The 22534-nt window shown below is 59.5% G+C and carries 20 protein-coding genes; 11 read left to right on the forward strand and 9 right to left on the reverse strand.

Annotated elements, in window-relative coordinates; genetic code table 11:
* Nucleotides 1-2: 2 nt before the first annotated feature.
* Nucleotides 3-470 carry a peroxiredoxin gene (locus FB593_RS00540; protein WP_013636380.1) on the reverse strand — a complete coding sequence of 156 codons (468 nt, stop codon included), beginning with the start codon at nt 468-470 and terminating at the stop codon, nt 3-5.
* Nucleotides 471-588: 118 nt separating this feature from the next.
* Here FB593_RS00540 and FB593_RS00545 point away from each other — a divergent pair, with 118 nt between their 5' ends.
* The gene (locus FB593_RS00545) at nt 589-3972 is read left to right on the forward strand and encodes a DUF3971 domain-containing protein (protein WP_145166244.1); all 3384 of its coding nucleotides are present in this window, start codon (nt 589-591) and stop codon (nt 3970-3972) included.
* Between the two features lie 45 nt (nt 3973-4017).
* Here FB593_RS00545 and tyrS read toward each other — a convergent pair whose 3' ends face one another.
* Nucleotides 4018-5271, reverse strand: coding sequence for a tyrosine--tRNA ligase (gene tyrS, locus FB593_RS00550; protein WP_003515978.1), 1254 nt, complete (start codon nt 5269-5271; stop codon nt 4018-4020).
* 150 nt (nt 5272-5421) lie between these two features.
* Between tyrS and FB593_RS00555 the strand changes: the two genes are divergently transcribed.
* Nucleotides 5422-6543 carry an anhydro-N-acetylmuramic acid kinase gene (locus FB593_RS00555; protein ID WP_019567102.1) on the forward strand — a complete coding sequence of 374 codons (1122 nt, stop codon included), beginning with the start codon at nt 5422-5424 and terminating at the stop codon, nt 6541-6543.
* A gap of 236 nt (nt 6544-6779) precedes the next feature.
* Here the strand turns inward: FB593_RS00555 and FB593_RS00560 are convergent, their stop codons facing one another.
* Nucleotides 6780-7457 (reverse strand): alpha/beta hydrolase, encoded by a 678-nt coding sequence (locus FB593_RS00560; protein WP_003507952.1) that lies wholly within the window; start codon nt 7455-7457, stop codon nt 6780-6782.
* A 211-nt stretch (nt 7458-7668) separates the two neighbouring features.
* Here FB593_RS00560 and FB593_RS00565 point away from each other — a divergent pair, with 211 nt between their 5' ends.
* The 7 genes from FB593_RS00565 to sufA all read left to right on the forward strand — a co-directional run bounded on the left by FB593_RS00565 (nt 7669) and on the right by sufA (nt 14784).
* Nucleotides 7669-8838, forward strand: coding sequence for a cysteine desulfurase family protein (locus FB593_RS00565; protein ID WP_145166245.1), 1170 nt, complete (start codon nt 7669-7671; stop codon nt 8836-8838).
* A gap of 200 nt (nt 8839-9038) precedes the next feature.
* Entirely contained in the window at nt 9039-10508 is a 1470-nt protein-coding gene (gene sufB, locus FB593_RS00570; protein WP_003507956.1) for a Fe-S cluster assembly protein SufB, read from the forward strand.
* 72 nt (nt 10509-10580) lie between these two features.
* A complete protein-coding gene (gene sufC / locus FB593_RS00575) occupies nt 10581-11336 on the forward strand; it encodes a Fe-S cluster assembly ATPase SufC (RefSeq protein ID WP_003507958.1) in 756 nt (251 codons plus the stop codon).
* Nucleotides 11337-11360: 24 nt separating this feature from the next.
* Entirely contained in the window at nt 11361-12632 is a 1272-nt protein-coding gene (sufD, locus tag FB593_RS00580; RefSeq protein WP_111796303.1) for a Fe-S cluster assembly protein SufD, read from the forward strand.
* Nucleotides 12625-13875: a cysteine desulfurase gene (locus FB593_RS00585; protein WP_003515973.1), complete on the forward strand. Its 1251-nt coding sequence runs from the start codon at nt 12625-12627 to the stop codon at nt 13873-13875. The genes sufD and FB593_RS00585 overlap by 8 nt, the downstream gene beginning before the upstream one ends.
* Nucleotides 13876-13898: 23 nt before the next feature.
* Entirely contained in the window at nt 13899-14282 is a 384-nt protein-coding gene (locus tag FB593_RS00590; RefSeq protein WP_003515972.1) for an SUF system Fe-S cluster assembly protein, read from the forward strand.
* A gap of 112 nt (nt 14283-14394) precedes the next feature.
* Nucleotides 14395-14784: a Fe-S cluster assembly scaffold SufA gene (sufA, locus tag FB593_RS00595; protein ID WP_003515971.1), complete on the forward strand. Its 390-nt coding sequence runs from the start codon at nt 14395-14397 to the stop codon at nt 14782-14784.
* Between the two features lie 21 nt (nt 14785-14805).
* Here sufA and FB593_RS00600 read toward each other — a convergent pair whose 3' ends face one another.
* From FB593_RS00600 to FB593_RS00615, 4 genes are all read right to left on the reverse strand, one after another.
* The gene (locus FB593_RS00600; RefSeq protein WP_019567106.1) at nt 14806-15087 is read right to left on the reverse strand and encodes a hypothetical protein; all 282 of its coding nucleotides are present in this window, start codon (nt 15085-15087) and stop codon (nt 14806-14808) included.
* Between the two features lie 62 nt (nt 15088-15149).
* The gene (locus FB593_RS00605) at nt 15150-16358 is read right to left on the reverse strand and encodes an ABC transporter permease (protein ID WP_003515968.1); all 1209 of its coding nucleotides are present in this window, start codon (nt 16356-16358) and stop codon (nt 15150-15152) included.
* Entirely contained in the window at nt 16348-17067 is a 720-nt protein-coding gene (locus FB593_RS00610; protein WP_112292239.1) for an ABC transporter ATP-binding protein, read from the reverse strand. Before FB593_RS00610 ends, FB593_RS00605 begins: the two co-directional genes overlap by 11 nt.
* Nucleotides 17068-17081: 14 nt before the next feature.
* Complete coding sequence (locus FB593_RS00615; protein ID WP_145166246.1) at nt 17082-18380, reverse strand: efflux RND transporter periplasmic adaptor subunit; 1299 nt, start codon at nt 18378-18380, stop codon at nt 17082-17084.
* Nucleotides 18381-18617: 237 nt separating this feature from the next.
* Between FB593_RS00615 and FB593_RS00620 the strand changes: the two genes are divergently transcribed.
* Nucleotides 18618-18773 (forward strand): hypothetical protein, encoded by a 156-nt coding sequence (locus FB593_RS00620; RefSeq protein ID WP_003515963.1) that lies wholly within the window; start codon nt 18618-18620, stop codon nt 18771-18773.
* 64 nt (nt 18774-18837) lie between these two features.
* Nucleotides 18838-19593 (forward strand): DUF429 domain-containing protein, encoded by a 756-nt coding sequence (locus FB593_RS00625; protein ID WP_145166247.1) that lies wholly within the window; start codon nt 18838-18840, stop codon nt 19591-19593.
* Between the two features lie 140 nt (nt 19594-19733).
* Here the strand turns inward: FB593_RS00625 and FB593_RS00630 are convergent, their stop codons facing one another.
* Together FB593_RS00630 and FB593_RS00635 are read right to left on the reverse strand one after the other, a co-directional pair.
* The gene (locus tag FB593_RS00630) at nt 19734-21545 is read right to left on the reverse strand and encodes a TniQ family protein (protein ID WP_145166248.1); all 1812 of its coding nucleotides are present in this window, start codon (nt 21543-21545) and stop codon (nt 19734-19736) included.
* Nucleotides 21545-22534 (reverse strand): ATP-binding protein, encoded by a 990-nt coding sequence (locus FB593_RS00635; protein ID WP_145166249.1) that lies wholly within the window; start codon nt 22532-22534, stop codon nt 21545-21547. The genes FB593_RS00630 and FB593_RS00635 overlap by 1 nt, the downstream gene beginning before the upstream one ends.

The following is a 22534-nucleotide window of genomic DNA, read 5'->3' on the forward strand; positions in this document are numbered from 1 at the left end:
TCTCAGAGCTTCCGTGCGGCGTCGAGAACGGCCTGTGCGTGGCCCGGAACCTTCACCTTGTTCCAGATTTCCGCGATCGTACCGTCAGGTGCTACGAGGACGGTGGTGCGTTCGACACCCATGTATTTTTTGCCATACATGCTTTTTTCCTTCCAGACGCCGTAGGCCTCGAGCGCCTTCCGTTCCTCGTCGGCGGCCAGCATCACCGAAAGCTTGTGCTTTGCAGCAAACTTGTCGTGGCTTTTGACGCTATCAGGGGAAATGCCGATGACGACAGTATTGGCGGCCTCGAATTCCGCGCCGAGGGCACTGAAATCTATCGCTTCGGCGGTGCAGCCGGATGTGTCGTCCTTCGGGTAGAAATAGAGAACGACCGCCTTGCCTCGCAGGCCGGACAATGTCACCGTTCCTTCACCGTTGCGGGGCAAAGTAAAATCGGGGGCAGGGCTGCCAATCGTCAGTTCTGTCATAATCATCTTTCTTTCGCCGGGATGTTGAGTGAAAGTCGCCACATTCGATATATAGCGAAACCGGGCGTCGTCCAGTGTTGAGGCGAAACAAAAGCTATTCAGGGGCAAACACGGGCGTATGGCTGAAGTAAGGGGTGAAAAGGTCAAGTTCAGCAAGCGCGATATCGTTGCGCTGCATGATCTTCCTTCGGCGCAGGCCGAAGATCCTCTCATCGTGCATTGCCCGGCGCCGCGCTCCATGGCGCGTGCTCTCATCAAGATTTTCGCTGCTCTTTTCGTACTGGCCTTCCTGTCCATCGGCGGCATCATTGTCTCCGTCGAAACCGGATCGATCGACAATGCCCTTTCCAGCCAGGCGCAGCAGGCGCTCGAACGGGCGCTCGGACCCCACTACAGCGCGCGAATCGGTTCTTCGGCCATCAGGTTCTCGACCGGGCTGCGGCTTGCGCTGGTGGCGGAGGATGTGGATATCGTCGAGAAGGAATCCGGCCAGCATTTGAGCCGGGCAAGGGCTATCGGCATGGCGCTCGATCCGCTAGCGCTTTTGACCGGACGCGTCTCCGTGCAAAGTCTCGAGGCCGACGGGATGGAACTCGATACGGCCCTTTTGCCGAAGGGTAACGGTTTCGATCTCGCCAGCATCCGGCTGGACGCGGTTCCGCAGCAGTTGCAGGCGGCGTTTTCCCAGCTGGACAAATTGGCGCAGGCGTTTTTAAGCAGCGGAACCGAGGAAATCGATATTTCCAGCGTTTCGATCCACTTGCCGCCGAGCGAAGCCGGCAAGCCACGCGTCGTTGAAGTGCGTGAACTTTCGTTGACCCCTGACCAGCAGGGCGGATATTCGCTTGAGGGTGAAACGCTGTTTAACGGCGAAATCGCCAGCCTGTCGCTAAAGACATCGGGATCAGGCGGTGTGATCGACGGTTTCGACGCGCGCATCGACGGTTTCGACATCGGTCCTTTTCTGGAAAAATTCGATCCTGAAGGCAATCTTCATGAGGGTCTGAACGTCAAGACCGGTGTCAGCATTCTCGCCCGGCGTTCCATGCCCGGACATGAGCCGCGGCTGGAAATCTCGCTTGGCATGGGCAATGGAATGCTTCTTATCGGCGGCGAGGCTCAACCCTTCACTGCCGGCACAGTCAACGCGCGCTACGATTTTCAGAAAAGCAGTCTTGTCATTGGGAATTCGCGGATCGACCTTGGGCGAACGGCTATTCCGGTCACTGGGGAAATCACGGATACCCAAGAGGGCTTCGGTCTTTCGCTGCGGATCGACAATGCGGTTGCCTCGGCTGAAGCCTCTGGCGAAGACCCCGTTCCTTTCAGCTTGAAGGCGGACGGGCAATTCAATGTCGCGACCAGGCAGCTCGAGGTTCCCTCGCTATACGTTACCGGCCCTCTTGGAGACATGGCAGGCTCGCTGAAAATCCGCTTTGGCCAGGGCTCGCCTGAAATCAGTTTCGCCGGACAGATTCCCAAGATGGAGGCCACGGCGGTCAAGCAGCTCTGGCCGTTCTGGATGGCGCACAAGCCGCGCGAGTGGGTGGTGTCCAATCTTTATGGCGGCACGGTCACGAACGGCTCGATTGCGATCTTCATTCCGCAGGGACGGATGTGCGGTCCCGGTTGCCCGCTGGTGCTGGGCGAGAGCGAAATGCAGATCCGCTTCGATATCGACGGCACGCGTCTCAATACCACCGGCGACATTCCGCCGCTGCGCGACGTGGATGCGCATTTCAATCTCGTCGGCAGCCGGATGAATGTCGATCTCAAGAACGCGACATCCTATTTCGCCTCCAATCGGTCGCTTGCGCTGGAGGACAGCCGGTTCTCCATGTCCGACGTCTATGCAAAGCCCCTGCTTGGAAATCTCGAGTTGAACGTTTCGGGCTCGGCCGATGCCGTGGCGGAGCTTGCGACGCTGAAGCCTATCAATGCGCTCAAGGATACGCAGTTCAAGCCGGATGACTTCACCGGCGACGTGACGGCGAATGCAAAGCTGACCGTCGGCATGCTTTCCAGCCAAAATCCACCGCCGCCGGTGTGGACGGCCGATCTCGATCTGAAGAACCTGTCGCTGACAAAACCGTTTGCCGGCCGCAAGGTGACCGCGCTTGACGGTTTCATGTCCATCAACGACCGGCAGCTCAAGCTTGAAGGCAAGGGCCGGGTGGACGATGTGCCGATGTCTATCGAGATGACGGAGCCGGTGCGCAAGAATAGCGACGTTGCTCCAACGCTGTCGCTGAAAGCAACCCTGAACGAGACGCAGGTCGCCAAGCTTGCACCGGAGCTTTCCACGGTTCTTGGCGGCACGACCGTTGTGGAAATCGATGGCGCGGATACGAAAAGTCAGGAGATACAGCTCGATCTGGCGAAGGCGTCTATCATTCTGCCGGGGCTTGGATGGAGCAAGGGCGTCGGTATTCCGGCAAAAGCGACCTTTACCCTGGAAACCAGCGATGGCCGCACGACGATCAGTGATTTCTCCCTAACCGGGGACGGCTTCGGCGCTGCCGGAGATGTCACCTTCACCAAGAACGGGCTGATTTCGGCCGATCTCAGCCGCGTGCAATTGTCACCTTCCGACAATTACGCCGTCGCCGTCACTGCCTCCAAAAACGGATACAGCATCAACGCTTCGGGAAAATCGGCCGATCTCCGGCCTTTCCTCTCAAAGCTTCGCAGTTCCTCAGGGGCAGGTGACGGCACATCGCGTTCGCAGCCGTCCCTTGCCATCAAGGCGCAACTCGACAAGGTCTACGGCTTCAACGACGAGATCCTTTCCAATGTCAGTGCCGATGTCAGTGTGCGTGACGGCAAGGTCCGTTCGGTTGATTTTCGCGGCGTCACCGGCAGGGGCCAGGCGGTTGTGGCGCAGACGACCAATCGCGGCGCGACGGGAACCGTGACGCTTACCAGCAGCGACGCCGGTTCTCTTGCCCGTTTCTCCAATATCTACACCCGCATTCGCGGTGGTCTTCTCAATCTCGCACTCTCGACCGTCAACGGCAGCGACTGGAGCGGCTCGCTCGATCTGCGCAATTTCGCCGTCGTCAACGAAGCGAAGCTTCAGGATATCGTCGCCACGCCGACGGGCGATGACGGCCGGAGCCTTAACACGGCGGTCCGCCGCAATATCGATGTCAGCTCGGAGAAATTCCAGCGCGGTTTTGCCCGGCTCGTTTACGTCAACGGCTCGGTTGCGGTGGAAAACGGCGTGGTGCGCGGCGAACAGATCGGGGCGACCTTCCAGGGCCTGCTGAAAGACCAGAACGGCCGTATGGACATGACCGGCACCTTCATGCCCGCCTATGGCCTGAACCGGCTGTTCGGCGAGCTGCCCTTTATCGGCATTTTCCTCGGCAACGGCCGCGACCGCGGGTTGCTCGGCATCACCTTCAAGCTTTCCGGCCAGACGGACCAGCCGAAGCTGACAATCAACCCGCTGTCGCTGATAGCGCCGGGCGTCTTCAGGCAGATTTTCGAGTTTCAATAAAAAGGGCCGCTTCCGCGGCCCTTCATCTGATGATTTGCGCGGGTGTTACGCCGGGCGAACGAGAACGTGCTTCTTCTTGCCAACCGAAAGCTTGATGATGCCATCGCCGGTGATCTCGGCGGAACCGATCATCTGGCGATCGTCGGATACGCCCTTGTCGTTGATCTTTACCGCGCCGCCCTGAACGTGACGGCGGGCTTCGCCATTCGAGCCGGCAAGGCCAGCGCGGACGATGAGCGACAGGACGCCGACGCCGGCATCGAGTTCGGATGCCGGAACCTCGATGGAGGGCAGGTTTTCAGCAAGCGCGCCTTCCTCGAAAGTCTTGCGCGCCGTTTCGGCAGCTTCTTCGGCAGCGGCACGGCCATGCAGAATGGCCGTCACTTCCGTTGCAAGGATTTTCTTCGCCTCGTTGATCTCAGATCCGCCAAGGGCGGCGATGCGTGCGATCTCATCCATCGGCAGCGTGGTGAAGAGCTTTGCGAAGCGAACCACGTCCGCGTCTTCCGTATTGCGCCAGTATTGCCAGAAATCATAGACCGGCAGCAGGTCCTTGTTGAGCCAGACGGCACCGGACGCGGACTTGCCCATCTTCGCACCCGAAGAGGTGGTCAAAAGCGGGGAGGTCAGCGCATAGAGCTGCGGTGTCCCCATGCGGTGACCGAGATCGATGCCGTTGATGATGTTGCCCCACTGGTCAGAGCCGCCCATCTGCAGGCGGCAGCCGGTACGCTGGTTCAGCTCCACGAAATCGTAGGCCTGGAGGATCATGTAATTGAATTCGAGGAAGGACAGCGACTGCTCGCGGTCGAGGCGCGTCTTCACGCTGTCGAAGGAAAGCATGCGGTTGACCGAAAAGTGGCGGCCGACGTCGCGCAGGAATTCGAGGTAGTTGAGCCCACGCAGCCAGTCGGCATTGTTGATCATCAGCGCCGGATTTTCCGCGCGATCGTAATCGAGGTAGTTGGCGAAGACGTGCTTGAGCGAGGTGATGTTGTCCTCGATCATGTCGATCGTCATCAGCTTGCGGGCCTCCTCCTTGAAGGAGGGATCGCCAACCATGCCGGTGCCGCCGCCCATCAGCGAAATCGGCTGGTGACCGGTCTTCTGCATCCAGTGCAGCATCATGATCTGGGTGAGGTGGCCGACATGCAGGCTGGAGGCCGTCGGGTCATAGCCGATATAGGCGGTCACGGTTTCCTTGGCGAACAGTTCGTCGAGACCCGACTCGTCGGAGATCTGGTGAATGAAGCCGCGCTCATCGAGCGTGCGGAGGAAATCGGACTTGAACCTGGACATAACCTTTTTCTTTCTGGTTGGACCTTTGCCGTCATTGTCTGTCAATGAACGCGGGGGGCTTTACCATTGTTTTTTGAAAAGTGCACCCGTTTCGGCCATGAATAACGGCGATTCATCTCCGCATGATTCGATATTGAAAGGGAGCAGCGCGTGGGCGAGGTCAAAACTGCAATCGGGCTGATGAGCGGGACATCGATGGACGGCATCGATATCGCCCTGTTGCGCACGGATGGCGAAAACGTGGTCCGGCATGGGCCGAGCGGTTATTTCCCCTATGATCCGGGCCTGCGCGCCACGTGGCAGAAGGCGCTGGTTACGGCCAAAGCCATTCGCGAACGGCGCGAGCGTCCGGGTGACCTCGCGGATGCGGAACGCAAGCTGACGCTTGCCCATGCGGCGGCGGTCAAATCCTTCCTCCACCGCCACCGGCTTGAAGCCAGCGATATAGACGTGATCGGTTTTCATGGCCAGACGGTGCTGCATCGACCGGATGAGGCGTTGACCGTGCAGATCGGCGACGGCGCACTTCTGGCCGAGGAAACCGGTATCGATGTGGTTTACGACATGCGTGCCAACGACATGGTGCATGGCGGGCAGGGCGCACCGCTCATTCCTGCGTACCACATGGCGCTCTCCGCCAATCTGCCTGATGGCTTCGAAACGCCCGCCGTCTTCGTCAATATCGGCGGCATATCCAATCTCACCTATATCGGCGAGGGAGGGCGGCTTGCGGCTTTCGACAGCGGTCCCGGCAATATGCTGATCGACCAGTGGATCGAGGCGCATACGGGCAAAGCCTTCGACAAGGGCGGCAGGACGGCGGCGGGCGGCAGCGTCGTTGCCTCGCTAGTGACGCGCTACATGGAAAGCCCGTTCTTCTCGGCCAATATCCGCCGCTCGCTTGACCGCAGCGATTTCGTGCCGCCGCAAAAGGGCGAGGTTTCGCTGGCGGACGGCGCACGCACGCTGTCGCATCTGACGGGTGCCGCGATCCTCAAATCGGCGAGCTATTTGCCGGAAGCGGCTAAGACCTATGTGATCTGCGGCGGCGGGCGGCTCAATCCTGTTATCATGGAAGAGTTTGCGAGCCTTGCTGCCAAGCAGGGTGCGCGGGTAATCGCGGCGGAAGAGGCGGGGTTCGACGGCGGGGCGATGGAGGCTGAGGCCTGGGCCTATCTGGCGGTGCGATCGCTGAAGGGGCTGCCGCTAACCTATCCGGGGACGACCGGTGTGAATGAGCCGGTTACGGGTGGGGTTTTGGTCAGGGCGTAATAGACGACGGCGGGCTTGCCCCCCCCTCTGGCCTGGCGGTCATCTCCCCCACAAGGAGGAGATTGGCCAGACGCCTGATCTCCGCCTGAGTCGCTACGTTAAAGAGCGTCGGGAGGTCACCACGATTCGATCTCCCCACCTGTGGGGGAGATGCCCGGCAGGGCAGAGGGGTGCAGCCAAGCCCGTTGTCGATCATTGCAGCCAGATCAAAACCTGTCGCGACACCGGGCGGCTTGTCACCGAATGCGCTTCGCTGCCGGTTCCGGAACCAGTTCGCCATTCAGGCGGCGGTCGAGGTAGTCCTCGCATTCGCTCATCAGCTCATCAACCTTGCCGTTGAAGAAGTGGTTGGCGCCGGGAAGGGTGCGGTGGGTGATGAGGATGCCCTTCTGGGTCTTCAGCTTTTCGACCAGACCGTTGACGTCCTTCTCAGGCGCGACCTTGTCGGCGTCGCCATTGATGATGAGGCCGGAAGACGGGCAGGGGGCGAGGAAAGAGAAGTCGTAGGTGTTGGGCTGCGGCGCAATCGACATGAAACCTTCGATTTCAGGGCGACGCATCAGAAGCTGCATGCCGATCCAGGCGCCGAAGGAATAACCGGCGACCCAGCAGCTTTTCGAATCGGGATGCAGGCTCTGCACCCAGTCGAGAGCGGATGCGGCATCGGAAAGCTCGCCGGCGCCATGGTCAAACTCGCCCTGGCTGCGGCCGATGGAGCGGAAGTTGAACCGGAGCGTCGTGAAACCGCGCTTCTGGAAAAGATAGAAGAGCTGATAAACGATCTGGTTGTTCATCGTGCCGCCGAACTGCGGGTGCGGATGAAGGATGATCGCTATCGGCGCGCTCTTTTCCTTGGAGGGTTGATAACGGCCTTCGAGGCGACCCGCAGGGCCGTTAAAAATGACTTCGGGCATTGGTACTCCGGTCGTGTTTTTTCATTCTCCAACCGCATTCTTCCGACGAGAAGACTTGACGAACTGTGTCATCTTTTCTAGAACGCAGTTTAGAATAATTCGAAACTTTGCGTGTGCTTAAGCACTCGGACCGTGTCATAAGGCAAGCGCAACTGTAATTTCAAGAAAAATGCGTTTTGGCGCATGGAAGATTGAGCGAAGCTTTTCCGCGATGACGGTTTTGACGCGCACATATATGGACTGGAACGCCACGGCGCCGCTTTTGCCTGCCGTGCGGGATGCTCTTGTCCGCGCTCTCGATATCACGGGTAATCCGTCCTCCGTACACCGGGAAGGGCGCGCAGCCCGTGCGGCCGTCGAGGCCGCGCGTCGTGACGTTGCTGTGGTCTGCGGCGCCCAGGCGTCGCATGTGACCTTTACGAGCGGTGCGACCGAAGCGGCCAATCTGGTGCTTTCGCCTGAATTCAAGATGGGGCGCGCTCCCGTGCGCTATGGTCGTCTTTACGTTTCGGCGATCGAACACCCGGCTTTTCGTGAAGGAGGCCGGTTCGGCAAGGCTGACGTTACGGAAATTCCCGTTACGTCAACGGGTGTCATCGATCTTGCGGCCCTTGAGGCGCTGCTGTCAGCGCACGACAAGTCCATTGGTCTGCCGATGGTCGCCTGCATGCTGGTCAATAATGAGACCGGCATTCTTCAGCCGGTGGCTGAAGCGGCGCGGCTTGCACATGCAGCTGGGGGATTGATGGTCGTCGATGCCGTGCAGGCTGCTGGCCGCGTTCCGCTCGATATCAATGCATTGGAGGCCGATTTCCTTGTGATCTCGTCCCACAAGCTTGGTGGCCCGAAGGGTGCTGGGGCGCTGGTGTCCCGCGGCGAGGTGATGATGCCGAAGCCGCTGATCCATGGTGGCGGTCAGGAAAAGGGACATCGTTCCGGTACTGAAAATACCCTGTCGGTCATCGGTTTCGGTGCAGCCGCCGCTATTGCTGCGCAAAACCTCGAGACCGAAGCGACGCGTCTTGCAGCGCTGCGCGCAAGGCTGGAAGACGGCATGCGGGCAGTCGCGCCTGACGTGATCATCTACGGTGAGGATGTCGGCCGTGTCGGCAATACCACGTTTTTCACCTTGCCCGGTTTGAAGGCGGAAACGGGCCAGATTGCATTCGATATCGAAGGCATTGCGCTCTCGGCCGGTTCGGCCTGCTCGTCCGGCAAGGTGGGTGAAAGCCATGTGCTGACGGCGATGGGACGCGATCCCAAGCTTGGCGCACTCAGGATTTCCCTTGGTCATGCGACTGATGAGGCGGATATCGAGCACGCGCTCGCAGCCTTTACGAAAATTGCCGGGCGGCGCAGGCTGACCGGTCAGGCCGCTTAAAATGCGGCAAAGAATTGCGGAATAGCAATTTTCCGCTTGCCGGGATGTGTGAAAAGCGCCATCCCGCACTTACATGGGTATAAGCTCCGCCCCGTTTATACGGGCCCGGATTATTTGCCCGAAGATGGATGAAGGCGGCTATCCGCCTTGATACGTTGACAAGCCACCGGACCTTGGCTCCGGCGAGATTGGAGAACGACATGGCAGCGGTTCAGGAAACGATCGATCAGGTTCGCCAGATCGATGTGGACCAGTATAAATACGGCTTCGAAACCGAAATCGAAGTCGATAAGGCCCCGAAGGGCCTTTCGGAAGAAGTGATCCGCTTCATCTCGGCCAAGAAGCAGGAGCCGGAATGGATGCTGGAATGGCGTCTTGAGGCTTACAAGCGCTGGCTGACGATGGAAGAGCCGACATGGGCGCGCGTCAGCTACCCCAAGATCGACTTCAACGATCTCTATTATTATGCCGCACCGAAAAGCACGCCCGGCCCGAAGTCGCTGGACGAAGTCGATCCAGAGCTGCTGAAGGTTTACGAGAAGCTGGGTATCCCGCTGAAGGAACAGGAAATCCTGGCCGGCGTGGAAAACCGTCGTGTGGCCGTGGATGCCGTGTTCGACAGCGTCTCCGTTGTCACCACCTTCAAGGCGGAACTGGCAAAGGCCGGCGTGATCTTCATGTCGATCTCCGAAGCCGTGCGCGAATATCCTGATCTGGTGAAGAAATATCTCGGTTCGGTCGTGCCGCAGACGGACAATTTCTACGCAACGCTGAACTCGGCCGTCTTTACCGATGGTTCCTTCGTGTTCGTGCCGAAAGGCGTTCGGTGCCCGATGGAGCTTTCCACCTATTTCCGCATCAACGAAAAGAACACCGGCCAGTTCGAGCGCACGCTGATCATCGCCGAAGAAGGCGCCTACGTCTCCTATCTGGAAGGCTGCACGGCACCTCAGCGCGACGAGAACCAGCTTCACGCCGCCGTGGTGGAACTCGTGGCACTCGACGATGCCGAAATCAAATATTCCACAGTCCAGAACTGGTATCCGGGCGACAAGGACGGCAAGGGCGGCATCTACAACTTCGTGACCAAGCGCGGCGATTGCCGTGGCAACCGTTCGAAGATTTCGTGGACGCAGGTTGAAACCGGTTCTGCCATCACCTGGAAATACCCTTCCTGCATTTTGCGCGGCGACGACAGCCGTGGCGAATTCTATTCGATTGCGGTTTCCAACGGCCATCAGCAGATCGACAGTGGCACCAAGATGATCCATCTCGGCAAGAACACGTCGAGCCGCATCATCGCCAAGGGCATTGCCGCCGGTTTCTCGGAAAACGTCTATCGCGGACAGGTCTCGGCTCACCGCAAGGCGACCAACACGCGCAACTTCACGCAGTGCGACTCGCTTCTGATCGGCGACAAGTGCGGCGCGCATACCGTGCCCTATATCGAGGCGAAGAACTCGTCTGCTCATTTCGAGCATGAGGCGACCACGTCGAAGATTTCCGAAGACCAGCTGTTCTATTGCCTGCAGCGCGGCATTCCCGAGGAGTCGGCCATCGCACTGATCGTCAACGGCTTCGTGAAGGATGTCATCCAGCAGCTGCCGATGGAGTTTGCGGTTGAAGCGCAGAAGCTGATCGGCATTTCGCTGGAAGGTTCGGTCGGCTGATCGTCATACGAATACGCACTTTGAGTGCGCGGTTTCGCGCACCTTCGCTCACACTATTCTTAGGATAAAACCATGCTTGAAATCATCGACCTGCACGCAAAAATCGCCGATACCGAAACCGAGATCATCAAGGGCCTCAACCTTAAGGTTGCTGCCGGTGAAGTTGCGGCCATCATGGGCCCGAACGGTTCCGGCAAGTCGACGCTGTCCTACATCCTGTCGGGCCGCGAAGACTATGAAGTCACCTCCGGTGACATCCTCTATAACGGCGAAAGCATTCTGGAACTGGATGCCGCCGAGCGCGCTGCCAAGGGTATTTTCCTGGCCTTCCAGTATCCGGTCGAAATTCCCGGTGTTGCCACCATGCAGTTCCTCAAGGTTGCTATGAACGAGCAGCGCAAGGCGCGCGGCGAGGCCGAGCTGACGACGCCGGACTTTATCCGTCGCGTCAAGGAAGCTGCCGGCGATCTGAAGATCGACATGGACATGCTGAAGCGTCCGCTGAACGTTGGTTTCTCCGGCGGTGAGAAGAAGCGCGCCGAAATCCTGCAGATGGCACTGCTGGAGCCGAAGCTCTGCGTTCTCGACGAAACCGATAGCGGCCTCGACATCGACGCGCTGAAGATTGTGGCTGATGGCGTCAATGCGCTGAAGTCGCCGGATCGCGCCACTGTCGTCATCACCCACTACCAGCGCCTGCTCGATTACATCGTGCCTGATAGCGTTCACGTTCTTTACAAGGGCAAGATCATCCGTTCGGGCGACAAGGCCCTGGCGCTGGAGCTGGAAAACAATGGTTACGCCGACATCATCGGTGAAGCGGCCTAAGCCAGAGGCCAGGAGGTGATGTCCATGAACATTCAAACGACCAATCGGCTGACGCCAGCGGAAACCGCGCTGATCGACGCCTATACCGCCAAGTTCAGCGAATTGCCGGGCAATGGTGCGGTTGTCGCCGCCCGTGACGTGCTGTTCGACGATCTGAAGACCGGCGGTCTTCCGACCCGCCGCATCGAGGCGTGGCACTATACCGATCTCAAGAGCCTGTTGCGTGCCATTCCCGAGGACCAGCCCGCACCTGTTATCGAAAAGCAGGCGTCTGTTGTCGCCGGCTCGTCCGTCGCCTACGTGCTGCATGGCACGGCCAATGTTGGCAAGATCGAGGACATCAGCGTTTCCAGCTTTGCCGAAAGCCTGCTTGACGGCTCGGCCGCCACAGGCCTTGCGGAAGCCAGCAAGGACGACGTGATCGGCCGTATCAACGGCAGCTTCGTGCGCGACGGCCTGATGCTCGACATTCCCGCTGATGCCGAGATCGAAAAGCCGATCGAATTGCAGGCGATCCATGGCGCAGGTCAGGTTCACAGCCGCTTCCCGGTGCGCTTCGGCAAGGGTTCGAAGGCGACCGTCATCGAGCGTCACCTTTCGGTGACTTCAGATGCCGCCCTGGTTTCCTCCGTCACCGACATCGTTGTCGAAGACGGTGCGGAAGTGACCTGGATCATCCTGCAGCAACAGGGCGCGGCCGATATTCATCTTGGCCAGCTGCGCATGAAAATCGGTGCGGACGCCAAGATTCGTCTGTTCGTCATCAATGCCGGCGGCAAGCTGGTGCGGCAGGAACTGCGCATCGACGTGGACGGCGAGGGTACTGACCTCATCGTTCGCGGCGTCAACCTGTTGGGCGGCGAAACCCATACCGACGTGACGATGGTTCTTGGCCACAACGTGCCGAACACGACCTCGACGGAAGTGTTCCGCAACGTGGTCTTCGACCGTGCAAAGGGCATTTTCCAGGGCATGATCCGGGTTGCCCCCGATGCCCAGAAGACCGATGCGAAGATGGCGTGCAATACGCTGCTGATGTCTGACGATGGCGAGTTCTCGGCAAAGCCGGAGCTTGAAATCTTCGCCGACGACGTTCAGTGCGGTCACGGTGCGACGGTTGCCGATATCGACGACAACCATCTCTATTATCTGATGGCGCGCGGCGTGCCGCGGGCAAAGGCGCGGGCGATGCTCGTCAACGCCTTTGTCGCTGAGATCGCCGAGGAACTGGAAGAAGAAAATCTGGTAGAGGCGCTGGAGACTATCATCTCCGGCTGGCTGGAACATCATGCCTGAGAGCGAACGCGCCGCATTGGCGGCCCCTTATGACGTTGAAGCCGTGCGGAAGGATTTCCCGATCCTGTCGCGCGAGGTCTATGGCAAGCCGCTGGTCTATCTCGACAACGGCGCGTCCGCTCAAAAACCGCAGGTGGTGATCGACGCCGTTTCGCATGCCTATTCCAATGAATATGCGAATGTGCATCGTGGCCTGCATTTCCTCTCCAATGCCGCAACCGACGCCTATGAGGCGGCGCGCGAAAAGGTGCGCCGTTTCCTGAATGCCGGTTCGGTGGACGAGATCGTCTTCACCAAATCCTCCACCGAGGCGATCAATACGGTTGCTTACGGTTACGGCATGCCAAAGATCGGCGAGGGCGACGAGATCGTCATCTCGATCATGGAACATCACTCCAACATCGTGCCGTGGCATTTCATTCGCGAGCGGCAGGGCGCCAAGCTTGTCTGGGTGCCTGTCGATGACGACGGCGCGTTCCATATCGAGGCTTTCGAAAAAAGCCTGACGGAGCGCACCAAGCTCGTTGCCATCACCCATATGTCGAATGCGCTGGGCACCATCGTGCCGGTCAAGGAAATCTGCCGCATCGCCCATGAGCGCGGCATTCCGGTGCTTGTCGATGGCTCTCAGGGCGCGGTTCACATGCCGGTCGACGTGCGCGATATCGATTGCGACTGGTACGTCATGACCGGCCACAAGCTTTACGGTCCCTCGGGCATCGGCGTGCTCTACGGCAAGGCTGACCGCCTGAGCGAGATGCGGCCGTTCCAGGGCGGCGGCGAGATGATCCTCGACGTGTCCGAAGACAATGTGACCTATAACGAGCCGCCGCATCGTTTCGAAGCGGGAACGCCGCCCATCGTGCAGGCTATCGGTCTTGGCTATGCGCTTGATTATATGGACAATCTCGGCCGTGCCGCGATTGCAGCCCACGAGGCTGATCTTGCGGCCTATGCTGCCGAGCGGCTGCGCGAGGTCAACTCACTGCGAATCATCGGCAATGCGCCTGATAAGGGCGGTATCTTCTCCTTCGAACTCGAGGGCATCCATGCCCATGACGTGTCGATGGTGATAGACCGGCGCGGCGTTGCCGTGCGTGCCGGCACCCATTGTGCCATGCCGCTCTTGAAACGGTTCGGCGTCACCTCCACATGCCGGGCATCGTTCGGCCTTTACAATACCCGCGCCGAAGTAGATCGTCTTGTCGAGGCGCTTGATTATGCGCGCAAATTTTTCGCCTGATATCAGGATTGAGGTTCAGGACCATGACTGCCGAAGCCACTGCAAAGACCCATGATGTGACCGAAGACGCTGCAAAGCCGTCTTCCATTGCGCCCGACGAACTGGCGCGTCTTAGCGACGACGTGATCGCGGCGCTGAAAACCGTGTACGATCCGGAAATTCCGGCCGATATTTTCGAACTCGGTCTCGTTTACAAGATCGACATCGAGGACGACCGGATGGTCAAGATCGTCATGACGCTGACAGCGCCCGGCTGCCCGGTGGCCGGCGAAATGCCGGGCTGGGTGGAAAATGCCGTCGGCGCTGTCGAAGGTGTTTCCGGTGTCGAAGTGTCGATGACCTTCGATCCGCCGTGGACGCCGGACCGCATGTCGGAAGAGGCACAGGTCGCCGTCGGCTGGTATTGAGACTGACGTGATTTTGACAGGCGTCATCCCTTGATGGCGCCTTCAAGCGCTATTAAATTGAAATCCATAAACATCGAGCCTTGAACTCGATTGTCGAAGGAGAATTAAGCCCATGGGCTTTGCGATCATGACCATGACCGGCGCTGCTGCCTCGCGCGTTAAAGCAATCGTCGAGAATTCCGGCCCGGACGCCAAGGGTGTGCGCGTCGGCATCAAGAAGGGCGGCTGCGCGGGCATGGAATATACCATCGACCTCGTGACGGAAGCGGATGCGAAGGACGATCTGGTCGAATTCGATGGAGCCAAGGTGTGGGTTCAGCCCTCCGCCGTGCTCTATCTGCTCGGCACCCAGATGGATTTTGAAGTGACCAAGATGCGCTCCGGCTTCACCTTCAACAACCCGAACCAGACGTCCGCTTGCGGCTGCGGTGAGTCGGTGGAACTGAAGCCTGCCGATCTGGCGGCGCTGGCGAAGCAGCGCGAGGCTGAAGCCAGCGTTTGATTGGCTGCGCCATTTTTCCGATCAGCGGGATGTTTGCTGTTTCAACGTATCGATAAAATCCGCCAACGGATGAATCGATGGCGTCGTTGTCAAAAGCGGCTCGAGAGCAGCTGCAATCTTCCCGCAATCCTCCTCGGCAAGTGGTCGAAGGCTGGAGCTGACTTTGTTGTAGTCGGGCGTTCCGCGTGACGCGAGGGAGCGATTGATCACAAACAGTTCCGTTTGCCCGTCAATTCGTTCCACGAAGAGCGCAAGCGAACCGCCGTCTGCAGCAGCGGCGCTATCCGATACCGATTTGAACATCGAAACTCTCCGTAAATCATGAACCTTTTCCGTTGAGGCCGTTGCAGCCTCGACGGCTCGTCTCACTCGTGCCGCAGCGCCTCGATCGGGCTCAAACTCGCTGCCCGCCGCGCCGGGAAATAGCCGAAAATCACGCCGATGGCTGCCGAGAAGGCGAAGGCGAGGAAGATGATCGACGGGCTGGTGACGAAGGGCACGTTGAGGAAGCTGACGACGCCATAGGCAAGGCCAAGGCCCGTTAATATGCCGACCGTGCCGCCCAGGGCAGAGAGCATGACGGCTTCCACCAGAAACTGCGTCAGTACCTGTTTTTCCAGTGCGCCGATGGCGAGGCGAATGCCGATCTCGCGGGTGCGCTCGGTTACCGAAACCAGCATGATGTTCATGATGCCGATGCCGCCGACCAGCAGGCTGACGGCTGCAACCGCACCCAGAAGCCCGGTGAGCAGCGTCGTCGTGCCGGTCATGGCAGAGGCGATCTGCGTCATGTCGTTGACGGTGAAATCATCCTCGCGGCCAATGTTGATGCGCCGCCTTTCCCGCAGCAGGTTCTGCAGGTCGCTTTGCACCTTCGCGGTGGAAACGCCGTCCTGCGCGGAGACCATGATGGAGGAAATGGTGGTGGTGCCGCCGATGCGCCGCTGGTGGATTTTGAGCGGCATGATGATCGTGTCATCCTGATCGTCGCCGAGGCCGGATTGGCCTTTTCGGGCGAGAACACCGATGACGGGGCAGGAGATGTTGCTGACACGGATGGTCTGTCCAACCGGGTTTTCAGCGCCAAAGAGTTCCTGCCGCACCGTTTCGCCGATGATGCAGCCTATCTGCCCTCCGCGATCTTCGGCCGGCTGGAAGTCACGGCCAAGCGCAAGCGTCCAGTCCTGTGCCACAAGATAGTCATTGGTGGTGCCGATGACGCTTGTCTGGTGGTTCTTGCCGCCGAAAATGACCGTTGCGGCGGAGCTGCGATTTTGCGGAGCAACGGCGCGCAGGCCGCTGATCTGGTTGCGGATCGCCTCGACATCGCGATCATCGAAACGTTTGGCTTCCGTGCTGGCGCGGCCGGGCCCGAACTGGCCGGGGCGCACGAACAGCATGTTGGTGCCGAGCCGCGACAATTCCGATTTCACCTGTTCGGTCGTGCCGTTGCCGATGGTTACCATGGCGATGACGGCGGCAACACCGATGACGACGCCGAGCACGGTGAGGAAGGAGCGGAGCAGGTTGCGGCTGATGGCGCGCAGCGCAAGACGCGACGTTTCAAAGAACATCGGAAGTCTCCTTGTTTTCCGCTGTGCTGTCGGAGGCGAGATGGCCGTCCACGAAACGCAGGAGGCGTCCCGCATGGGCAGCGATATCCTCTTCATGCGTGACCATGACGACCGTAATGCCCTTGTCGCGGTTGAGCGTGGTGATCAGCTCCATGATCTCGGCGCTGGTTTTGGTGTCGAGGTTGCCTGTGGGTTCGTCGGCGAGAAGCAGAGCGGGGCGGGTGACAATGGCCCGTGCAATGGCCACACGCTGCTGCTGACCGCCGGAAAGCTCCTGCGTCGTGTGGTGCTCGCGGCCATTCAAACCCACCTGTGCAAGCGCCTCCATGGCGCGCGCGCGCCGTTCCGAGGCTTTCATGCCCCGGTACACGAGCGGCAGCTCGACATTTTCCACCGCCGAGGTCCGCGACAGGAGGTTGAAGCCCTGAAACACGAAACCCAGCATGTGGCGGCGCAGCAGCGTCAGATGTTCATTGTCGAAACCGCTGGTCGGCACGCCCTGAAACAGATATTCGCCCGATGTCGGCACATCCAGGCAGCCGATGATGTTCATCGAGGTAGATTTGCCGGAGCCGGATGGCCCCATGATGGCGACGAATTCCTTCTCGTGGATCGACAGGCTGACGCCGTCAAGCGCGCGGATCGTCGCTTCGCCCCGGCCATATTGCTTGACGACATCGCGGAATTCTATGAGCGGCGGCTGTTGCATGCGGTTTTCCTCCGTCAGCCGGCGTTGCGGGCTGAGGCGTCGGTAATCACCAGGTCGTCGGCCTTCAACTCGCCCGATTTTACCACGGTATGCTGGCCATCGGTGGAGCCGGTTTCGATCGAAACCGAGACGGGCGTGTTGTTACGCAGCACCGACACCGTTCTTTTGCCTGTCGCGGCCGGACCGGCATCGCGGTTCTGTGACCGGCCCATGCGGGGAGGGCGGAACAGGCTCATCAAGCCACCGCCACGGGAGGCGGATTCGCGCGGCGGCGTATATCGGAGCGCGGAATTCGGCACCAGCAGCGTATTCTTGATCTCCTCAACGACGATATTGGCGGTTGCCGTCATGCCTGGGCGCAGCAGCAATTCCTCATTGTCCACCGTCAATATGCCCTTGTAGGTCACTACGTTAGACACGGTCTCGGAGGCGAAACGCACGGTCTCTATTTCAGCCGGGAAGCTACGGTCGGGATAGGCATCGACGTTGAAGGTGGCCTTCTGCCCGGTTTCAACCTTGCCGACATCCGCCTCATCCACCGACACCTGCAATTCCATATGGCGCAGATCGCCAGCAATGGTGAACAGCACGGGAGCGTTGAGCGAGGAGGCAACGGTGGCGCCGGGATCGACACTGCGGGTGAGGATGACACCATCGATGGGCGAGACGATCTTCGCCTTGCCGAGATTGACCTCGGCCAGCCGCAAATCCGCTTCCGCCGAAAGCACGGTCGCTTCGTTGACCTGTAGCGTGGCGCCGGCGGCATCGTGGTTGAACTGCGCGGCATCCAGATCCTGCTGGCTGGAGACCCGGCTCTGGACGAGGGACCGCAGACGCTCCATCGATGTTTTTGCCGAGCCGAGATCGGCGCGCGCCTTCAGTACATTGGCCTTGGCGGAGGCAAGCTTGGCGCGGGCGCTCTGCACGTCGGCCTCCAGCTTGTTGGTGTCCAGTTCCGCCAGAATGTCGCCTGATTTGACCGGGCTGTTATAGGTAACGTTGACCTTGCGAATGGTGCCGGACAATTCGCTCGATATGTCGACCTGATCGGTCGGCTGGACTGAGCCGGTGGAGGTTACGATGACGGAAAGGTCGCCCTGTCTCGCCGCTTCCGTGGTGTAGGTATAGGCGACGCCTGCGGCACGCGACTGGTAATAATAGCCAAGGCCCCCGCCGATCAGCACCACGGCTGCTGCGGCATAGAGATAACGGCGCGACTTCTTCTTTCTACCTGACCTGCTGGTACCCAGAATGTCCCGCAGATCGGGCTGGCTGTTTTCCGTGTCGCGGCCATTGGTGTTGGCGTCATTCATTTTCGTCACCCGCAAAATTCAAAATACCACAGAGGATTGTTTCCAACCCCTGTTTCCGGTCCGTCTGTCGCTGTTTGTATTCCTCTGATTGTGGGAAGTGACATAGCTTGCCCAAAGGGGGAAGTGAAAACTTGGTAATATTTATGATAGCTCTGGTCTGCTAGAGACAAATCCGAAAAGGCCGATGCCATTGATGTGGCGCCGGTTTTCAGCAGCGACATGCAGGACGATGATATAATGAACGACAATGTGGTGAAGTTCCGCAAACCGGCGCCCCCGAAAAAGCCGCGCCAGCCGCTTGGGCCAAAATCGAAAAAAGCCCTGACGATCGCCGCCATCATCGCTTTTTTTGCCGCCGCCTGGGGGTATTTTACGCTGTTCGGGCAGGGGTGACGCTCTGAAAGCCGTATTGGGTATAGATGCCGCATGGACTGTTACCCAGCCAAGCGGGGTCGCCTTGGTCATCAACGATGGAACAGGCTGGACGCTGCGTGCCGCCGCATCTTCCTACGTCGGCTTCCTTGCCTGTGGAACCGATATCCCGGTTCTCGCTGATCGCCCAAGGGGATCAGTTGCTGAAGCATCGGCGCTTCTGGCGGCCGCAGAAGCCCTTGCGGGATGCAAGATCGATCTCGTTACGATTGATATGCCGCTCTCGCATCAACCGATTACTGCCCGCCGTGCTTCTGACAATCTGGTGTCTTCCGCCTATGGTTCCCGGCAATGCGGCACCCACACCCCAAATGCAATCAGGCCCGGCAAGGTCAGTGATGATCTTAAAATGGGGTTTGAACTTGCGGGATATCCGTTATTAACCAGGGAAATCAGCAGTCCTGGTCTGCTCGAAGTCTACCCGCACCCTGCGCTCGTTGAACTGACCAACGCCGCGAAACGGCTTCCGTATAAGCAGGGAAAAGTCGGCAGCTACTGGCGGTCGGATACGTCCGCAGACCGTCGCGCCAAACTCCTCGAGGTCTGGTCTTTCATCATCGCACATCTGGATCGACGGATAGGTGGGGTTGCCGATGCACTCATCATTCCCGCGACGAATGCAAAGGGATGGGAGATGAAGGCTTTCGAGGACAAGATGGATGCCGTCGTGTGCGCCTGGGTCGGGATTTGTGCTTTGGAGAGTGAGGCAGTGCCGTATGGCGACGACATTTCCGCTGATTACGCGGTCGTGGTTTGTCCATTTTGCAGATTGAGACATTGAAATCGTTACGAATTTTTTGGGCCTCCAAAACGTCTTGGGCGTCTTGCGGCGTTTGATTTGGGCACATTCTGAAGCAAGACAAAGAAAAACCCGCCGGAGCGGGTTTTGTAAGCCGGTCTTTACCCGATTTGGGGTCGATCTTACCCAATCCAGGTAAGCTCTGATCTCCTGTAGAAGCGGGCGATGAACCCCTCGGGTTCGAAGATCGGCGAGATTCCAGCTCGGTCGAGTTCTGCCTTGATCGCGGCCCTGTGGCCTTTGCGAGTTTTCGCGATCTCCGTCAGGGAAACATAGGCGGCCTGAAACTCTGCCAGAGACTGCCGCTCAACAAACTTCACCTCCCGGCCATTCTCACGACGGAGGGTTCGCTGACGGAGATAACCCCGCTTGATCAAATCCGCGACCGTGAACGTCGCCGTACCAAGCACGCGTTCCGCTTCCCTGAGCCGCATCAGTTCGTCGTCGCCCCCGGCCAACGGACCGCTCTCGAGCTTCAGGGCGTCCGATGCCACCCTTGCTCTCTGCAGAATGGGTGTTCTGCCGGCAACGATGAATGCCTCGAGGCTGCCTTCGAGGATCATGGCGACCAGTGTGTGGAACGGGCGATGCCATGAGCGGGCGGCCTTGCTGAGCGACATGTACCCCTCGTCACTCGCTACCTCCGTCATTTTCACCGTCAGACGGTGCGTCAATTCCACCACCGCTGACTTGCGGATGCGGGTGTAAGCCCGTTCATCGTCTGACCGCGTTTCGACCTGCTCCAGAATGCCTGCGTTGAGAACGTCGTAAAGGCGTTCTTCCCGAAGTCCCAGCGCCGCACCCGCCTCTTTGCTCGTCAGGGTATCGTTGGCGGCTTCCAGGATCGACCGTAGGGCCACGGCATCGAAGTAGGTGCGGCTGTCTGGGAGGCCATCCCGAAAATGGGGATCATTTGCCTTCATCAAAGCTCTGATCCGATCTTTGTTGACCCCATAGTCGGCATGCGCTGAGTTCACACAGTAGAGGTGCCGGGTGCGTACGGGCTTGAGGATGATTTGGCCTTCTCCGAACGGCATGTTGCGCTCGAGGATGTCCTGCATGAGATCGATCACAGGACCATATGCTTCCTTTGCGGCGTTGCGTCGGAACCAATTCACCATCGGCCCAATCACGGATTCGACATACTGTGTCGTCGGTCGCTTGCGATCGACGACTTCGGCAACAACACGCCGGACTTCGTCTTCTCCATTTACCGCGAGGCTGAAGCCCCATTCACGCAGATCGGTTTCCTCGTGCATCCAGGCCCTGACATCGTGGAGGACCAGGAAGTCCCCGAGATAGCGGGAGAACTCGGCAGCGACGTGTGCGTCGAGCCTGTCGAGGAAGCCATCCCCGCCATCCTGGAACACGCCGTCTCGAAGGTAAGTATCCAGCCGCGGCTGGCGGCTCGGGACAGGAGCCGCCGCGGCTTCCTGGATCGATCCGAGATTGGCATTCACGAACTGCGGGAAGTCGTGAACGTCGCTGGCGGCGTCCACTGCCACCTCCGTCAGTTGGCAGCCGTGAACTTGACATCCTTCGATCCCGCGAATGGCCCACCACGCACGGCGATAAGCGCGGGACGCCAAACGGCCCGCCTCCCTTTCTCGGTCTTCCAGTACACATTGGGCGCAGAAGCGATGCCTCTGGCCCGGCCGCATGTCCTTGCTGAGGGTTGCACAGCCCATCTGCCAGGTGCCGCCAGCCCCAGACGTCCTCGTCGCGAGTTTCCCCAGCGTAGTGACTGGCACCCCAGACCACTCGCTCACCAGCGACAGGGCATCCGTCTCGCCATGAACGATGGCATTGGCCGTGGTGTCCGTGTGTGCGAGAAACTCCCGCAGAGACGGATATCCGTTGGCGGCGGCAAGACGGGCGACCAGATCGATCGCCGCCTCGTCCTCGTGATGGGCAAGCGTTACGGGCAGAACCATCACTTGCCTCCCTTGCCAGCGGTGGCCAAGTCGGCCAGCGCGTTGCCAGGATCGATTTCGCTCCAGCGCGCGGCGGTGAACACGTTATCGCTCGGAAGGCAACCGGTGTCCCGCTGGTAGTTGTGAGCGAAGGCGCGGCGATCCACCGTACCCTTTCCCTTATGCATGACGAGGAAGCACGCGGCTTGGACTGCCTCGATGATCTTCCCGTAGCACCCGCTGTTGGCGGTACACAGGCGGCCGAGGAAGTCGTCGGTGCGGAGCTCATCGGTTAGGTTAAGTCCGCACTTGCCTTCCACGATGTCGGCCAACACCTGCGCGATGCTGGCCTTGTCGCCAGGCAGGCTCAGAGGAATGAAGCGCATGACCATCGAACGGTTGGCCAACTGCTGATCGCCCGTAAGCAACTCCGCGAGCTCCGGCATTCCGGAATAGATCGTGTGCAACGGCCAGTCCTCGATCTGCATCAGGCTTTTGAGTCGATCCTGGACGTCGAGGATCGCGCGGCTGCGGCTGTGGCGCAGCAAGTGCTGGGCTTCGTCCACGTGAAGGTAGATGATCCCGCGCTCGCGCAACTGGGCCTTCACGGTCGCGAAGAGCTGGCCCTCCGTCATCTTGGCCTTCGACGGCACGCCGATCGCATCGAGGATTGCCATGGCGAAGTCTTTCGTCGTGCACGGCTTCGGTGCCTCGATGCTCAACAGCGGCCGCACGGTCTCGCCGAACTCGTTCTTCCACGGCTGGAATGCGGGGATGCGGCTGAAGTGATGGCGCAACGCGAAGGACTTACCGCTGCCCGAAGCCCCGATGAGGAACAACGCGCGCCGGCGCGATCCTGCGCCACTGCGGCAAGCCTCCACGTTCTCGACCAGGTCGCGTAGCATCGTGCCCAACCGCGTGTCGCGTGCATGTTCGATGTAGCCGCTGTAGACCTCGGCCTTCTTGTCGTAGATCGTGTCGGAAGTGATGACGTTCGTAGCGTTTTCCAT

This window comes from Rhizobium sp. SJZ105 (genome assembly GCF_007828365.1).
Classification (GTDB): domain Bacteria; phylum Pseudomonadota; class Alphaproteobacteria; order Rhizobiales; family Rhizobiaceae; genus Agrobacterium; species Agrobacterium tumefaciens.

Excerpts from the sequence above, each read along its gene's own strand:
- FB593_RS00540 (WP_013636380.1), bottom strand. The coding sequence starts at position 470 with ATGACAGAACTGACGATTGGCAGCCCTGCCCCCGATTTTACTTTGCCC.
- FB593_RS00545 (WP_145166244.1), top strand. The coding sequence starts at position 589 with ATGGCTGAAGTAAGGGGTGAAAAGGTCAAGTTCAGCAAGCGCGATATC.
- tyrS (WP_003515978.1), bottom strand. The coding sequence starts at position 5,271 with ATGTCCAGGTTCAAGTCCGATTTCCTCCGCACGCTCGATGAGCGCGGC.
- FB593_RS00560 (WP_003507952.1), bottom strand. The coding sequence starts at position 7,457 with ATGCCCGAAGTCATTTTTAACGGCCCTGCGGGTCGCCTCGAAGGCCGT.
- FB593_RS00565 (WP_145166245.1), top strand. The coding sequence starts at position 7,669 with ATGACGGTTTTGACGCGCACATATATGGACTGGAACGCCACGGCGCCG.
- sufB (WP_003507956.1), top strand. The coding sequence starts at position 9,039 with ATGGCAGCGGTTCAGGAAACGATCGATCAGGTTCGCCAGATCGATGTG.
- sufC (WP_003507958.1), top strand. The coding sequence starts at position 10,581 with ATGCTTGAAATCATCGACCTGCACGCAAAAATCGCCGATACCGAAACC.
- sufD (WP_111796303.1), top strand. The coding sequence starts at position 11,361 with ATGAACATTCAAACGACCAATCGGCTGACGCCAGCGGAAACCGCGCTG.
- FB593_RS00585 (WP_003515973.1), top strand. The coding sequence starts at position 12,625 with ATGCCTGAGAGCGAACGCGCCGCATTGGCGGCCCCTTATGACGTTGAA.
- FB593_RS00590 (WP_003515972.1), top strand. The coding sequence starts at position 13,899 with ATGACTGCCGAAGCCACTGCAAAGACCCATGATGTGACCGAAGACGCT.
- sufA (WP_003515971.1), top strand. The coding sequence starts at position 14,395 with ATGGGCTTTGCGATCATGACCATGACCGGCGCTGCTGCCTCGCGCGTT.
- FB593_RS00600 (WP_019567106.1), bottom strand. The coding sequence starts at position 15,087 with ATGTTCAAATCGGTATCGGATAGCGCCGCTGCTGCAGACGGCGGTTCG.
- FB593_RS00605 (WP_003515968.1), bottom strand. The coding sequence starts at position 16,358 with ATGTTCTTTGAAACGTCGCGTCTTGCGCTGCGCGCCATCAGCCGCAAC.
- FB593_RS00610 (WP_112292239.1), bottom strand. The coding sequence starts at position 17,067 with ATGCAACAGCCGCCGCTCATAGAATTCCGCGATGTCGTCAAGCAATAT.
- FB593_RS00615 (WP_145166246.1), bottom strand. The coding sequence starts at position 18,380 with ATGAATGACGCCAACACCAATGGCCGCGACACGGAAAACAGCCAGCCC.
- FB593_RS00620 (WP_003515963.1), top strand. The coding sequence starts at position 18,618 with ATGAACGACAATGTGGTGAAGTTCCGCAAACCGGCGCCCCCGAAAAAG.
- FB593_RS00630 (WP_145166248.1), bottom strand. The coding sequence starts at position 21,545 with ATGGTTCTGCCCGTAACGCTTGCCCATCACGAGGACGAGGCGGCGATC.
- FB593_RS00635 (WP_145166249.1), bottom strand. The coding sequence starts at position 22,534 with ATGGAAAACGCTACGAACGTCATCACTTCCGACACGATCTACGACAAG.